The 12,502-nt window shown below is 71.7% G+C and carries 18 protein-coding genes; 5 read left to right on the forward strand and 13 right to left on the reverse strand.

Annotated features, from left to right (window positions below; translation table 11 throughout):
- Positions 1–8: 8 nt before the first annotated feature.
- Genes BG418_RS25775 through BG418_RS25785 form a run of 3 tightly spaced genes read left to right on the forward strand, consistent with a single transcriptional unit; the run spans position 9 to position 1,652 of the window.
- Positions 9–641 (forward strand): hypothetical protein, encoded by a 633-nt coding sequence (locus BG418_RS25775; protein ID WP_223185368.1) that lies wholly within the window; start codon positions 9–11, stop codon positions 639–641.
- Positions 638–976: an RNase A-like domain-containing protein gene (locus BG418_RS25780; protein ID WP_188276349.1), complete on the forward strand. Its 339-nt coding sequence runs from the start codon at positions 638–640 to the stop codon at positions 974–976. Before BG418_RS25775 ends, BG418_RS25780 begins: the two co-directional genes overlap by 4 nt.
- 13 nt (positions 977–989) lie before the next feature.
- On the forward strand, positions 990–1,652 hold the full coding sequence (locus tag BG418_RS25785; protein WP_188276350.1) for a contact-dependent growth inhibition system immunity protein: 663 nt from the start codon (positions 990–992) through the stop codon (positions 1,650–1,652).
- On the opposite strand, the gene BG418_RS25790 is transcribed toward BG418_RS25785, so the two are convergent.
- Both BG418_RS25790 and BG418_RS25795 read right to left on the reverse strand, forming a co-directional pair.
- Entirely contained in the window at positions 1,636–2,001 is a 366-nt protein-coding gene (locus tag BG418_RS25790; protein WP_188276351.1) for a hypothetical protein, read from the reverse strand. The genes BG418_RS25785 and BG418_RS25790 overlap by 17 nt on opposite strands.
- 50 nt (positions 2,002–2,051) lie before the next feature.
- On the reverse strand, positions 2,052–2,678 hold the full coding sequence (locus BG418_RS25795) for a hypothetical protein (RefSeq protein WP_188276352.1): 627 nt from the start codon (positions 2,676–2,678) through the stop codon (positions 2,052–2,054).
- 78 nt (positions 2,679–2,756) lie between these two features.
- On the opposite strand from BG418_RS25795, the gene BG418_RS25800 reads away from it, so the two are divergent.
- Positions 2,757–3,698, forward strand: coding sequence for an NAD(P)-binding domain-containing protein (locus tag BG418_RS25800; protein WP_317453756.1), 942 nt, complete (start codon positions 2,757–2,759; stop codon positions 3,696–3,698).
- A gap of 57 nt (positions 3,699–3,755) precedes the next feature.
- On the opposite strand, the gene BG418_RS25805 is transcribed toward BG418_RS25800, so the two are convergent.
- The 8 genes from BG418_RS25805 to tsaB form a co-directional block, all read right to left on the reverse strand.
- Positions 3,756–4,244: a VOC family protein gene (locus BG418_RS25805; protein ID WP_188276354.1), complete on the reverse strand. Its 489-nt coding sequence runs from the start codon at positions 4,242–4,244 to the stop codon at positions 3,756–3,758.
- A gap of 99 nt (positions 4,245–4,343) precedes the next feature.
- Positions 4,344–5,600 carry an RNA polymerase sigma factor gene (locus BG418_RS25810; protein ID WP_399000261.1) on the reverse strand — a complete coding sequence of 419 codons (1,257 nt, stop codon included), beginning with the start codon at positions 5,598–5,600 and terminating at the stop codon, positions 4,344–4,346.
- A gap of 61 nt (positions 5,601–5,661) precedes the next feature.
- The gene (locus tag BG418_RS25815) at positions 5,662–6,018 is read right to left on the reverse strand and encodes a YciI family protein (protein ID WP_188276356.1); all 357 of its coding nucleotides are present in this window, start codon (positions 6,016–6,018) and stop codon (positions 5,662–5,664) included.
- A gap of 159 nt (positions 6,019–6,177) precedes the next feature.
- Positions 6,178–7,032 carry a polysaccharide deacetylase family protein gene (locus tag BG418_RS25820; RefSeq protein WP_188276357.1) on the reverse strand — a complete coding sequence of 285 codons (855 nt, stop codon included), beginning with the start codon at positions 7,030–7,032 and terminating at the stop codon, positions 6,178–6,180.
- 60 nt (positions 7,033–7,092) lie between these two features.
- On the reverse strand, positions 7,093–7,359 hold the full coding sequence (locus BG418_RS25825) for a hypothetical protein (RefSeq protein ID WP_188276358.1): 267 nt from the start codon (positions 7,357–7,359) through the stop codon (positions 7,093–7,095).
- The gene (gene tsaD / locus BG418_RS25830; RefSeq protein ID WP_188276359.1) at positions 7,356–8,456 is read right to left on the reverse strand and encodes a tRNA (adenosine(37)-N6)-threonylcarbamoyltransferase complex transferase subunit TsaD; all 1,101 of its coding nucleotides are present in this window, start codon (positions 8,454–8,456) and stop codon (positions 7,356–7,358) included. Before tsaD ends, BG418_RS25825 begins: the two co-directional genes overlap by 4 nt.
- Positions 8,456–8,953, reverse strand: a complete 498-nt coding sequence (locus BG418_RS25835) for a GNAT family N-acetyltransferase (RefSeq protein WP_188276592.1) — start codon at positions 8,951–8,953, stop codon at positions 8,456–8,458. The genes tsaD and BG418_RS25835 overlap by 1 nt, the downstream gene beginning before the upstream one ends.
- Positions 8,954–8,973: 20 nt before the next feature.
- A complete protein-coding gene (tsaB, locus tag BG418_RS25840; RefSeq protein ID WP_188276360.1) occupies positions 8,974–9,627 on the reverse strand; it encodes a tRNA (adenosine(37)-N6)-threonylcarbamoyltransferase complex dimerization subunit type 1 TsaB in 654 nt (217 codons plus the stop codon).
- A 118-nt stretch (positions 9,628–9,745) separates the two neighbouring features.
- Here tsaB and BG418_RS25845 point away from each other — a divergent pair, with 118 nt between their 5' ends.
- Positions 9,746–10,330, forward strand: coding sequence for a hypothetical protein (locus BG418_RS25845; RefSeq protein WP_317453757.1), 585 nt, complete (start codon positions 9,746–9,748; stop codon positions 10,328–10,330).
- A gap of 84 nt (positions 10,331–10,414) precedes the next feature.
- Here BG418_RS25845 and BG418_RS25850 read toward each other — a convergent pair whose 3' ends face one another.
- From BG418_RS25850 to BG418_RS25860, 3 genes are all read right to left on the reverse strand, one after another.
- Positions 10,415–10,597: a hypothetical protein gene (locus BG418_RS25850; RefSeq protein WP_188276361.1), complete on the reverse strand. Its 183-nt coding sequence runs from the start codon at positions 10,595–10,597 to the stop codon at positions 10,415–10,417.
- Between the two features lie 166 nt (positions 10,598–10,763).
- The gene (tsaE, locus tag BG418_RS25855) at positions 10,764–11,270 is read right to left on the reverse strand and encodes a tRNA (adenosine(37)-N6)-threonylcarbamoyltransferase complex ATPase subunit type 1 TsaE (protein ID WP_188276362.1); all 507 of its coding nucleotides are present in this window, start codon (positions 11,268–11,270) and stop codon (positions 10,764–10,766) included.
- On the reverse strand, positions 11,242–12,453 hold the full coding sequence (locus BG418_RS25860; RefSeq protein WP_188276363.1) for an alpha/beta fold hydrolase: 1,212 nt from the start codon (positions 12,451–12,453) through the stop codon (positions 11,242–11,244). The genes tsaE and BG418_RS25860 overlap by 29 nt, the downstream gene beginning before the upstream one ends.
- Positions 12,454–12,502 lie beyond the last annotated feature (49 nt).

Consider the following 12,502-nt stretch of genomic DNA (forward strand, 5'->3'; position numbering starts at 1 on the left):
GCCGTGCAATGCCGACCCCCGATGCAGCCGCCTGGGCCGAGGCGCTCGCGATGTACCGGCAGCGGTACACCTATGCCCTGGTGGGGCCGCGCGTACAGGAGGACTGGGTGCGGGACGTCGCCGCCGTCATGCGGCGGGAGGCCGTGGATCCCCGGGGGTGGGACTGGGTCGACGTGGACGCGGACGACGAGGAGTGGGCGGCCGATCCGGCCTTCCCGTTCGTCGTGCCGCCCACCGACCCCGAGGGCGCGGCGGTGTGGCGGGCCCGGCTGCGGGAGGTGCCCCGGCCGGCCGTGGAGCGGCTGCTGGTCCTTCTGGCCACCACCTGGCTGGACGTCCCCAAGGAGCGCGGCAGCAACGACTTCGAGGCCCGTCGGCCGGACCTCGAACGCGCGGCCCGGGTGATCCTCTCCCGGTTCCCGGAAGACACCGCGTTCTACACGAACACCGGATACGAGAACCCCGACCACCCCGGACTTCTACGCCCCGGTCACCGGCTGCGACCCGCTCTCCCGGTACGACTGGGACCTCGGCCTCATCGCGGTCTCCCGCGCCGAGGTCGGCATCGTCTGGTCCTTCGACGCCACCTGAACGGATTCCCCCGGAATGGGCCCCAACGAGACATGAGCAGCGAGGCATGAGCAGCAGCGAAAGCGGTACGGAGAGCGGTCCGCCCGTACGGAACCGTTCCGCCACCTACCCCGACCGTGCGACCGCGCAGTGGGCCACCCAGCATGTGGTGACCCACAACGAGCAGGTCATTCATCGGTGGCTCGGGCAGTCGACCCGGGAGCGGCTCACCGTGGAGGCCGCCTGGCCGTCGCGGGAGGAGCCGGTCGGGCGGGTGTTGTTGCAGGCCATGATGCTGGCCGGGCGCGGGGCCGTCGATGTGCGGGCCGCGCGGGTCGTGCTGAAGCGCAGCGACGCGAGCCCGCACGGCTTCACCGTGCACGCCACCTTCCCCGTCTACCTCTAGAGGCCAGCGTCCTATGTCCCTCAAGCCGCTTGAACACGACCGTAAGTATGGGGAGTTGGATCAGGTTCTGCGGGCCTATCTCGGGCTTGCCGCCGATGACACTCCCGAGAAGCGCAGTGCCGCCCTGGACGCCTATCTGCGGCACACCTGGCACACCCGGCCCTGGGCGCTGGCCACCGCCGAGGCCCAGCTGCGGGAGTACGCGAAGAACCCGCCCGGGCGGCTCCGGCTGCGGCTCGGGGAGTTCTATCCCGTGCCCGACGTGGGGCTCGCCGAGTCCGCGATCCAGGAGTGGCTCGTCACGCTGGCCGACCATATTCGGCACAGCGTCGAGGAAGGTGAGGTGCCGCCGCCCGGCTCGCCCGGTACTCACTGGGAGTGGCACGCCCGCTTTCCCGAGCTCGGGCAGCTGCTCGGCGGGTGGTTCTCGCAGGACATGCCGGATGAGTTCGACGACCATGACGCCGCCGTCGACGACTACCTGGGCAGCACCGCGCCCGATCTGATCGCCCGGCTCACCGGGGAAGTCCATGAACTTCTCGGGCTCGGGCTCGACGAGTCCGGGTACGCCGACGCGCTCGCCGAGCTCGGCATGGAGGTCGACCCGCCCGCCCCGTACGGCCCCGGCGCCTGGCTCACCGCCGTGGCCGAGCGGCTGGTCACGCGAGGTCGGTGAGCTCCTCCGCGTACACCTGGGACAGCGGCTGGGGACCCACGTACTGCTGGCAGTTGCACTGACCGGACTCGAAGCGGACCGGCTTCTTGGACTCGTCCCAGGCGACCGGCACCTCGACCCGCTCGTGGCACTTGCCCTGCTTGTCGTGCTTGGCGAGGTGGTGGGTGCAGCCGCAGACCGGCTCGGGGGGCCGGTTCGCGGCCTCCACGGCGAGCCGCTCGTGCTTGGCCGCCTCAAGGCGTTCCATCGTGCGCTCGTGGCGGGTGCGCAGCGCGGTGCGCGCGGTGTCGGCCGCCCAGCCGAAGCCACCCATCCAGAAGACGATGAGGACCCACCAATACCATTCCATTTGCTGCCTCTTCCCCGTGAAACGCGCGTCCGTACGTTCCGTACGCGCGTTCAGGATAGGTGCGCCGGCGCCAGGAACCGAAGGGCCCAGCGGCGGTGCTTCAGGGCCTTCGCCACCGCGATCAGACCCATGAGCCAGCAGACAAGACCCAGGCCCATCCCGAGGACCACCATCCCGTAGGTGTCGGCGCCGGGCCGGGCGCTCGCCGGGACCGCCACGCACACGTACAGCCCCAGCGCGCACATCAGGCCGCCGGGCAGCAGCCAGCCGAGGACCGGGCCGCCCGCGCGCAGCGCGGCGTCCGCCGGGTGGCGGTCCAACTCGGCCCACTGGGCGAACAGTTCCCGGATCCGCGCGTCCTTGCGCACGCCCGCCGCTATCGCGATCGACGTCGGTACGAGCGTGGCCACCCCGATCACCAGGCAGACGAAGCCGAACAGCAGCGACAGCGCGTCCAGCGCCTCGGTGAACGCCATCACCGCCGTCCCCGTGAACGCCCAGCCGGTCGCGAGCAGCACCGCCCAGCCCCAGTGCGCCGCGATCCGCCCGGGGCCGAGGAGGCGGCCGAGGAGGTCGTTCAGGACGCCCGCCCGGTCGGCCAGGAGCGCGTCACGGTCGGGCCAGGCACGGATCTGCGCAGGTGGCGGCGGGGGTGGCAGGGGCGTGCGCGGTGACATGTGCACGAGATTACCGGCGGTCGGAGGCCCCGCTGAGCCCCCTCTCCTACGCACTAATGGGTAAGTACGCACTTATTAGTGGGTACTTGTCGGGCCACGCGACCCGGCCGAGACTCGAAGCAGATCAACAACGCGCCCGAAAAAGGAGAGTTCGCGATGAGTTCGGTATCGGTCGTCGGCCTGGGGGCCATGGGGAGCGCCCTGGCGCAGGCCCTGCTCACGGCGGGGCACGACACCACGGTCTGGAACCGCACACCCGCGAAGGCGGACCCGCTCGTGGAGCGCGGCGCCCGACGGGCCGCCACCGTCGCGGCGGCCGCCGAGGCGAGCGATGTGGTCATCTTCTGCCTGCTCGGATACGCCGATGTGCACGCGCTGGTCGACGCCGACGGTGCCGCGCTGCGCGGCCGGGTCGTCGTCAACCTCACCAACGGCTCCCCGGCACAGGCCCGTGAACTGGCCGACAAGGTACGGGCGCTGGGCGCCGACTACCTCGACGGCGGCATCATGGCCGTCCCCGCGATGATCGGCCGCCCCGAGGCCATGGTGCTGTACAGCGGTTCGACGATCGCCTTCGAGGGGCACCGCGAGACGCTGAAGGTCTTCGGCCGCGCGGTCTATCTCGGCGACGACGCGGGCCAGGCACCGCTGAACGATCTGGCGCTGCTGACCGGCATGTACGGGATGTTCGCCGGGTTCCTCCAGTCGGTGGCGCTGGTGCGCTCGGCGGGCGGGGACGTGGAGGAGTTCGCGACCGGGCTGCTCGTTCCCTGGCTGCAGGCCATGTCGGGCAGTCTGCCCGCGATGGCCGCGCAGGCGGCCAAGGGCGAGTACGCGACGACGGGGTCCAACCTCGCCATGCAGGTCGTGGCGCACGACGCGCTCGTCGACCTCCTCCGCGCCCAGGGCATCGGCGCCGACCTCCTCGACCCGCTCTTCGACCTGATGCGGCGGCGTGTGGCGGACGGGCACGGGGACGAGGACGTCGCGAGCGTGGTGGAGCTGCTGCACGAGCGGTGACGGCGCCGGTCCGCGTGGCCGGGCCACCCCCGTAAAGGCCCGGCCGCCGACCCCCGTTCACTTCCCCTCGTACGCCTCCCGCAGCCCCGCCACGTCCAGCTTCCCCATGCCCATCATGGCCTTCACCGCGCGGTCCACGCCCGCCGGGTCGCCGCCGCCGAGGATCTCCTGCATCTGGCGCGGGACGATCTGCCAGGACAGCCCGTACTTGTCCTTGAGCCAGCCGCACGGGCCCTCCTCGCCGCCGTCGGCGGTGAGCTTGGCCCACAGGTCGTCGACCTCGTCCTGGTCCTCGCAGGTCACGGCGAGCGAGATGGACTCGTTGAAGCTCCAGTTCTGCGGGCCGCCGTTGAGGGCGGTGTACTGCTGACCGGCGAGTTCGAAGGTGATCGTCATGACGGAGCCGGTCTTGCCGGGCGCCGAGTCCGTGTACCGCGTGCTGTCGACGATCCGCGAGTCGCCGCCGAAGACGGAGACGTAGTAGTTCGCGGCCTCCTCGGCCTGGTCGTCGAACCAGAGGAACGTCTGGATCTTCTGTGCGGGCATGGGTGCTGCCTCCCGATCGGCCGGGCCGTCCGGCGGATGCCGGCGGCTTTCGAAAGGTAGACCGGGCCCGCCCGGGAAACTCATCGCTCCCGCGCACTCTCAGCGGCCCGCCGCCCGCCCCCGCAGCAGCTCCCGCTCCCGCTCGTTGCGCGTCAGCTCCGCCGCCCGGGCGAACTCCGCACGGGCCTCCGCGTGTCGGCCGAGCCGTTCCAGCAGGTCGCCCCGGACGCTGGGCAGCAGGTGGTACGCGTGCAGGGCCGGGTCGGCGGCCAGGGCGTCGACGATCGCCAGGGCCGCCCCGGGCCCCTCGGCCATCGAGACCGCGACCGCCCGGTTCAGCTCCACCACCGGCGACGGGGCAATGGCTGCGAGCCGCCGGTACAGCGCGGCGATCGCCGCCCAGTCGGTGTCCTCGTACGTCGGGGCCTGCGCATGGCAGGCGGCGATGGCGGCCTGGAGCGCGTACGGGCCGGGCGCGCCGCCAAGTTCGCCCGCGCGGGTCAGCGCCGCGAAGCCGCGCCGGATCAGCAGCCGGTTCCAGCGCGAACGGTTCTGGTCGGCGAGCAGCACCGGCGCCCCCGAGGCGTCCGTACGGGCGGCGGTGCGCGACGCCTGGATCTCCAACAGGGCCGCCAGCCCGTGCACTTCGGGCTCCTTCGGCATCAGCGCCGAAAGCACCCGGGCCAGCCGCAGCGCGTCCTCGCACAGGGCGGGCCGCACCAGGTCGTCCCCGGCGGTCGCCGCGTACCCCTCGTTGAAGACGAGGTAGATGACCTCCAGGACGGATTCGAGGCGCGCCGCGCGCTCCGGCCCGTACGGCACCTCGAAGGGCACTCCCGCCTTGGCGAGGGTCCGCTTGGCGCGCGAGATGCGCTGGGCGACGGTCGCCTCCTGGGCCAGGAACGCGCGCGCGATCTCGTCCGTCGTCAGCCCGCCGAGCAGCCGCAGCGTCAGGGCGATGCGGGCCTCGGTGGAGAGCACCGGGTGGCAGGCGGTGAAGATCAGCCGGAGCAGGTCGTCGTCGATGGCGTCGCCGTCACCGGCATCCTCGATGTCCGGGTCCCAGGCGGCCTCGTCGAGGTCGCGGCCGAGTTCGGCGAGCTTGCGCGCGTACGTCTCGCGGCGGCGCACCAGGTCGACGGCCCGGTGCCTGGCGGTGGCCGTGAGCCAGGCACCCGGATTGTCCGGGACCCCGGTCTCGGGCCACCGCTCCAGCGCGGCGACCAGCGCGTCCTGCGCCAGCTCCTCGGCGATCCCGACATCCCGTACGACCCGGGCGACGGCGGCGATGACGCGCGCGGACTCGATCCGGAAGACGGCCTCGATGGCCCGGGCGGCGTCCTGTTCGGTGCTCACGGGCATTCATGAGAGCACCGGCGCGGCCCGGCGGCAATCGGCGTACGGGAAGCCCGTCGGCTCAGCCCTCGAAGATCTCGCGGAGCTCGGACGTCACCGTCCAGTGGTCCTCGTGGATCGTCAGGAACCGCTTGACCCACTCCAGGGCCTCGGCGCGGTCCTTGCACTGCATCAGCGCATAGCCGCCGACGACCTCCTTGGACTCCGTGAACGGGCCGTCGGTCGTCGAGAGCTTCCCGCCGGACCAGGTGACCCGGGTGCCCTGCGCGCTCGGGGTCAGGCCGCCGGTGTCGAGCAGGACCCCGGCCTTGGTCATCTCCTCGATCAGGGCGCCCATCCGCTGCATCAGCTCGGCGCTGGGGCCCTCGGCGGGGGACTCGGTCTCGTTGATACGGACCATCGACAGGTAGCGGGGCATGGCGTTCTCCTCGGGTCGCGAGAGGGCGGATGCGGGGCTGTTCCCCGCCTCACTGCGCCTTCTCACTCATACGTCGAACGGCCGGACCCGGATTCGACACGACCCGCGGATTTTCTCGGAGATTTTTTCGCGGCCGCCTTCACGACCCCGCCGGACCTGTCAGACGTAGTCCTCCAGGCGCGCCACCGTGAACCCCTGCTCCTGGATGTGGCGGAGCATGTTCGCCGTCATCTCGGTCATCGTGTGGCCCTTGAGCTCACTCTTGCCCCGGAAGTGGGCGAGGATGATGTCGCCGGGGTGCAGCTTCTTGTCGCCGCGCTGGTACTGCATGTTCTGGATCTGCATCGACTCGCGCCACAGCACGATCGCCTGGGGCCCGCACGCCTTGACCGCCGCGCGCGTGGCCTCGTTCCAGTTGCCGTACGGCGGACGGAAGAGCCGGGGGGCCTTGCCGTACTCCTTGGTCAGCTTCTCCTGCTGGCCGCATACCTCGTGCTGCTGCTTCGAACCGCTCTCCGTACGCATGTTGGGGTGCGTCAGGGTGTGGTTCTCGATGGAGTTGCCGAGCTCCTGGAGGGGCTTGAAGTAGGCCTTGTTGTCGCTGATGGCCGCGTCGGTCAGGAACATCGTGAAGGGGATCTTCAGATCGCGCATCATCTCGACGAACTTGGGGTCCTTCTCGGCCCCGTCGTCGAAGGTCACGAAGACGATCTTCTTGTCCGTGGGGATGTCGCTGATCACCGGGACCTCGCCCGGCTTCGGCTTCACCGGCTTGTCGGCCGGGGGCGCGGGCGGCGCGGGGAACGGCTTGAGGCCCCACTTGCGGTACGCGGCCTCGCTCGCGGCGCCGTTGTCGTCGGCGGAGGCCGACGCGGAGGGCTTCCCGGGCGCCGCACTGTCGCCCGTCTTGGCCGGAGTGTCCCCGGAGCCGCCCGACGAACCGGACGAGCAGCCCGTGGCCAGCAACACCCCGCCAAGGACCAGTGCCGCCGCTGCCGCGCTCTTCTTACCCACTGTGAACCAACCGTCCGAACCGCCGACCCGTATATGCCTGCGTACAGATCGATGCAGAATTCAGGCCCGAGGTTCCACTTCAAGTGACTCGAACCGCCAGCGGTGCACCGCCCGGGTCACCAACTCGCCGTCGGGCTCGGGGAGTTCGGGCAGTTCGGCGTCGTACGCCGCGTCCCACCAGGTGATCACCAGGACGCGGTCCCGGGGCGCCGCGAAGACCTCCCGGCGCAGGGGCACGGACGGCAGCGGCTGGGCGCGGGCCCAGTCCAGCAGCTCCGCGCCCCGGCCCTCGACCGCCCGCGCCTCCCACATCAGAGCGACCGTCACGAGTACAGGTTCTCCTTGCTGATCTCGTGCACATGGTCGTGGTCGTGCGAGTGGCCCGGCACGTGCGGGTCCGTCACCGGCAGCGAGGAGTCCGCCGACAGCTCCAGGTCGGAGGCGGGCCGGTTGCGGGCCACCATCTCGGCGCCGAGCGCCGCCACCATCGCCCCGTTGTCGGTGCACAGGCCCGGCCGGGGCACCCGCAGCCGGATGCCCGCCCGCTCGCAGCGCTCCTGGGCGAGCGCGCGCAGCCGCGAGTTGGCGGCCACGCCGCCGCCGATCATCAGGTGGTCGACACCCTCGTCCTTGCAGGCCCGTACGGCCTTGCGGGTCAGCACGTCGACGACGGCCTCCTGGAAGGACGCGGCCACGTCCCGGACCGGAACGTCCTCGCCCGCCCGGCGCTTGGCCTCGATCCAGCGGGCCACGGCCGTCTTCAGACCCGAGAAGGAGAAGTCGTACGCCGCGTCGCGCGGGCCGGTCAGACCGCGCGGGAACGCGATCGCGGTCGGGTCGCCCTCCTTGGCGAGCCGGTCGATCACCGGGCCGCCGGGGAAGCCCAGGTCGAGGACACGGGCGATCTTGTCGAAGGCCTCGCCCGCCGCGTCGTCGATGGTCGCGCCCATCGGCCGTACGTCGGCGGTGATGTCGGGCGCGAGCAGCAGCGAGGAGTGGCCGCCGGAGACGAGCAGCGCCATCGTCGGCTCGGGCAGCGGCCCGTGCTCCAGCTGGTCGACGCAGATGTGCGAGGCGAGGTGGTTGACGCCGTACAGCGGCTTGTTCAGCGCGTACGCGTACGCCTTGGCCGCCGAGACGCCGACGAGCAGCGCGCCCGCCAGGCCCGGACCTGCCGTCACCGCGATGCCGTCGAGGTCCTTGGCGGAGATCCCGGCGGTCTTCAGGGCGCGCTCGATGGTGGGGACCATCGCCTCCAGATGCGCGCGCGAGGCGATCTCCGGCACCACGCCGCCGAACCGGGCGTGGGTGTCCACGCTGGACGCGACGGCGTCGGCGAGCAGCGTCGTCCCGCGCACGATGCCGACGCCGGTCTCGTCGCAGGAGGTCTCGATACCGAGTACGAGCGGTTCGTCAGCAGCCATCAGTCAGTCTCTTCTGTTTCTCGGTCGTGTTCCTGGACGATCAGTCGCATCACGAGCGCATCCACGTTGCCCGGCTGGTAGTAGCCGCGTCTGAAGCCGATGGGCTCGAAGCCGAAGCGCTCGTAGAGCTTCTGGGCCCGGGTGTTGTCCACGCGCACTTCGAGCAGGACCTCGTCGCACTCGAAGGCGGTGGCGTGCTTGAGCAGGTCGGTCAGGAGCCGGGCGCCGAGCCCGGTCCCCCACTGGTCGCGGGCGGCGGCGATGGTCTGCACATCGCCGAGCCCGCCGGCGGCCGCGAGGCCCGCGTAGCCCACAATGCGGCCTTCTCCCGCGGCGGAGCCGCTATCGGAAACAGTCTCGGCGACCACATAGCGACGGGTCGCGCCCGGTCCCCTGGCATGCGCCAGTTCCGACCAGAACATCCCGGCCGACCAGGCGTCCTCGGGGAAGAGGTCGTGTTCGAGGGCGAGCACCGGCGCTATGTCCCACCAGCGCATCTCCCGGAGCGCGACGCCGCTCACTGGGGAGTGACCACCTTGTAGTTCTTGGGCACCTGCGCGTCGGGGCGGCGCAGATACAGCGGGGTGGGCGGCAGGAACTCGGCGCCCGCCGCCAGCCGCTCGGCCGCGAGCGAGGCGAGAGCCGCCGACGACTGGTGCTCGGGGCCGCGCGCGTCCGGGAACACCTCGGGGTAGAGCAGCGCGCCCGCGCCGACCACCGGCACCCCGGCGACCTGCTCGGCGATGTCGGCGGGCCGGTCGACGGACGGCTCGCTCACGCGGGTGCGGAAGTCGTCGTAACGCGCCCAGTAGACCTCCTTGCGGCGGGCGTCGGTGGCGACCACGAACGGCCCCTCGATCCCACAGGCGTAGGCGAGGCCGTCGAGCGTGCACAGGCCGTGGACGGGCACCCCGAGCACCGAGCCGAAGGTCGCGGCCGTCACCAGACCGACGCGCAGTCCGGTGTACGGGCCGGGGCCGACCCCGACGACCAGGCCCGTGACGGCGTCGAGCTTCAGCCCGGCCTCGGCGAGCACCTTGTGGACGGCGGGCAGCAGCAGCTCCCCATGTCTGCGGGCGTCCACCTGACTGGTCTCGGCGACGACGTCCGTGCCGTCGTGCAGGGCGACGGTGACGGCGGGGGTGGCGGTATCAACGGCGAGCAAGAGCACGCGAACAGCCTACGGCCACGGCGCCGGGGGCACGGCGTCCCGTCCTGGCCGCCCCCGGCTGCTACCGTCAGCCGCAGATATATGACCGGCAGGTGTGTTCGTACGAAAGGGGAGCCAGGTGGCACGGAGCAGCTCGGGATTTGTGGCCGGGCTCACCGCGGCGGCGCTGGCGGTGGTCGGATTCCTCGCCTACCAGGCGTCGGCGAGCGCCCCCTCGGCGGCGGACCTCGCGGCCCCGGGAACCACCGTCTCACCGGCCCCGCACACCTCGGCCTCCGTACCGCCCAAGAGCTCGGGCCCCGGTAAGGCCGCGACGGCGCTCCCGGAGAACACCGGCATCGGCCCGCGCACCGTGTACTCGCTGAGCGCCAAGCGCGTCTGGCTGGTCGGCACCAAGGCCCTGAAGGGCCAGGCGCCGAAGAACTTCGACGTCATGCCCGCGACGGTCAACCCGAAGCCCGGCACGTACGCGGTGACCTCGCGCTCCAGCAAGGTCACCGGCTCGGACGGCGTGGAGATCGAGCACGTGGTCCGCTTCACCGCCGTCGACTCCGTGACGATCGGCTTCAGCGCCGCCGTCAACGGCGCGGTCGCCAGCCCCGACCCGAGCAAGCGCACCGGCGGCATCCGCATGAAGCGCGAGGACGGGAACGCGCTGTGGACGTTCGCCACGATCGGCTCGAAGATCGTCGTGGTGCCGTAGCCGATTAGGGGCGCGGGGAACTGCGCGAGCGACCCCCACCGGCCCGCAGACGAAACGACCACCTTCAAGACACACCCGAAAGGGTTACGCCGCATCCCGCCGCACGCCGCGTGCATCCTTCTCCGCGGCATCGGCCGAAGGCCGCTCCGGCTCCGAGGGTTTCGGCGGGGTCGAGACCGCGTTCGCGGCCGCGCAGGACGCCAGCAGATCGCTCATCGACACACCCTGCGCGCCCCTGGGCTGCGCCTTGGACTCCGACACGGTCATGGCGGCCTCCCGGCTCCTGGAGAAGGCGTGGTTAGGTAGACCTAACCAGGTCTCTGCCTCCATGTGACCACGCCCGGTGGGACCCGCGCAACATTTTGCCGACGGCTTGTCGGAACGTACGTATCCCCCTCACATCCCGCGCGCCGCAGCGGACTTCCCCCGGGGACTACAGCCCCTCGACCCCGGCCCCCGACCAGCGCGCGCCCAGACCCCGCACGGTGACCGCCCGGCGGTCGTCGTCCGTCTCGCCGACCACGCGGTCGATCACGACGTGCAGCCGGTCCTCCGACAGCTCCTCGACCTTGCCGTCGCCCCACTCCACGACCACCACGGACTCGGGCAGCGAGACGTCGAGGTCGAGGTCCTCCATCTCGTCCAGACCGCCGCCGAGCCGGTACGCGTCGACGTGCACGAGCGCCGGGCCGCCGGTCAGGGACGGGTGGACGCGGGCGATCACGAAGGTGGGGGACGTCACGGCGCCCCGCACCCCCAGGCCCTCGCCGAGGCCGCGCGCGAGCGTCGTCTTGCCCGCGCCGAGTTCACCGGTGAGCAGGACGAGGTCGCCGGGTCGCAGCAGTTTGGAGATCCGGCGGCCCAACTCCTGCATTTCGGCCGGGGAGTGGAGAGTGAGCCGGGTCGTGGCCTCAGCTGCCTGGCTGTGCGGTGCTTCCATACGTGCCAACGTTAGTCGCCTCCGGCACCGCCCCGACCCGCGCCAGCAGGTCCGCGAGGCGGTCGGTGACCGTCTCGGGGTGCTCCAGCATCACCAGGTGCCCGCCGTCCGGGACGATGACCAGCTCGGAGTCGGGCAGCCGGTCCGCGATGGACTCGCTGTGCGAGCTGGGCGTCACCAGGTCGCGGTCACCGGCGAGCACCAGGACCGGCACCTCGGCGAAGATCTGGAGCGCCGCCGCCTTGTCGTGGTCGTCGAACGCCGGATAGAACTCCGCCACCACGTCGATCGGTGTTCCTTCGATCATTCGCTCGGCGAAGCGTGCGATCGCCGGGTCGACGTCCTTCGAGGAGAACGAGTAACGCTTGATCGTTCCCGCGAACAGGTCGGCCGTGGCCCGCCGCCCCCGCTCCACCAGCTCCGCCTGCGAGCCGAGCGCCTTCAGGACGCCGGGCAGGATGCGGCGCACCGCGTTCACGCCCGCCACCGGCAGCCCGTAGCTGACCTCGCCGAGCTTGCCCGAGGACGTCCCCACGAAGGCGACGCCGACGACCCGGTCGCGGATCAGCTCCGGGTACTGGTCGGCGAGCGCCATGATCGTCATACCGCCCATGGAGTGCCCCACGAGCACCAGCGGCCCCTCGGGCGCCGCCGCGTCCAGGACCGCCTTGAGGTCGCGGCCCAGTTGGTCGATGGTGACGGGCTTGCCCTGGGCCTGCGCCTCGCCGCGCGCCGAACGGCCGTGGCTGCGCTGGTCCCAGTGGACGGTGCGCACGACCCCGCGCAGCGCGGCCCGCTGGAAGTGCCAGGCGTCCTGGCTGAGGCAGAAGCCGTGCGAGAAGACGACCGTGACGGGAGCCGGGGCCTTGCGGCCGAACAGCCGCCGCCTGCGCGGTCCGTCGCCGTTGCCGGCCGGCTCGACCTCGTCGCTCTCGTAGTAGAGCTCGGTGCCGTCGTCGGAGTAGGCGCGGCCCGGCATGCCGCGCAGGGCGCCGTACGGACCCGTCGCGTCCAGGGCGAGCCGGGCCTTCTTGCGCATGCCGCGCCCGACGGTGAGCCGCTCCACCGCGACCCCGGCCGCCGCGCCCGCCGCCACCACGCCTATCGCGGCACCGGCCAGACCCGCCCGGCGCCAGCCGCCCGTGGCCGCCTGCACCACGTCCCCCGCGCTGGTCTCGCTCACCGTGCCGCTCCCGTGGTTCTAGTGATCGGACAGTCGTACGTTCGCTTAC

The organism is Streptomyces sp. CBMA152 (assembly GCF_014596475.1).
GTDB lineage: Bacteria > Actinomycetota > Actinomycetes > Streptomycetales > Streptomycetaceae > Streptomyces.

What these genes read in the sequence shown, in the direction of transcription:
- BG418_RS25795 (WP_188276352.1), bottom strand. Translation starts at nt 2,678, where the DNA reads ATGTCACCGCGCACGCCCCTGCCACCCCCGCCGCCACCTGCGCAGATC.
- BG418_RS25775 (WP_223185368.1), top strand. Translation starts at nt 9, where the DNA reads ATGCCGACCCCCGATGCAGCCGCCTGGGCCGAGGCGCTCGCGATGTAC.
- BG418_RS25785 (WP_188276350.1), top strand. Translation starts at nt 990, where the DNA reads ATGTCCCTCAAGCCGCTTGAACACGACCGTAAGTATGGGGAGTTGGAT.
- tsaD (WP_188276359.1), bottom strand. Translation starts at nt 8,456, where the DNA reads ATGGCTGCTGACGAACCGCTCGTACTCGGTATCGAGACCTCCTGCGAC.
- BG418_RS25835 (WP_188276592.1), bottom strand. Translation starts at nt 8,953, where the DNA reads ATGCGCTGGTGGGACATAGCGCCGGTGCTCGCCCTCGAACACGACCTC.
- BG418_RS25805 (WP_188276354.1), bottom strand. Translation starts at nt 4,244, where the DNA reads ATGCCCGCACAGAAGATCCAGACGTTCCTCTGGTTCGACGACCAGGCC.
- BG418_RS25780 (WP_188276349.1), top strand. Translation starts at nt 638, where the DNA reads ATGAGCAGCAGCGAAAGCGGTACGGAGAGCGGTCCGCCCGTACGGAAC.
- tsaE (WP_188276362.1), bottom strand. Translation starts at nt 11,270, where the DNA reads ATGGAAGCACCGCACAGCCAGGCAGCTGAGGCCACGACCCGGCTCACT.
- BG418_RS25815 (WP_188276356.1), bottom strand. Translation starts at nt 6,018, where the DNA reads ATGCCCCGCTACCTGTCGATGGTCCGTATCAACGAGACCGAGTCCCCC.
- BG418_RS25790 (WP_188276351.1), bottom strand. Translation starts at nt 2,001, where the DNA reads ATGGAATGGTATTGGTGGGTCCTCATCGTCTTCTGGATGGGTGGCTTC.
- BG418_RS25850 (WP_188276361.1), bottom strand. Translation starts at nt 10,597, where the DNA reads ATGACCGTGTCGGAGTCCAAGGCGCAGCCCAGGGGCGCGCAGGGTGTG.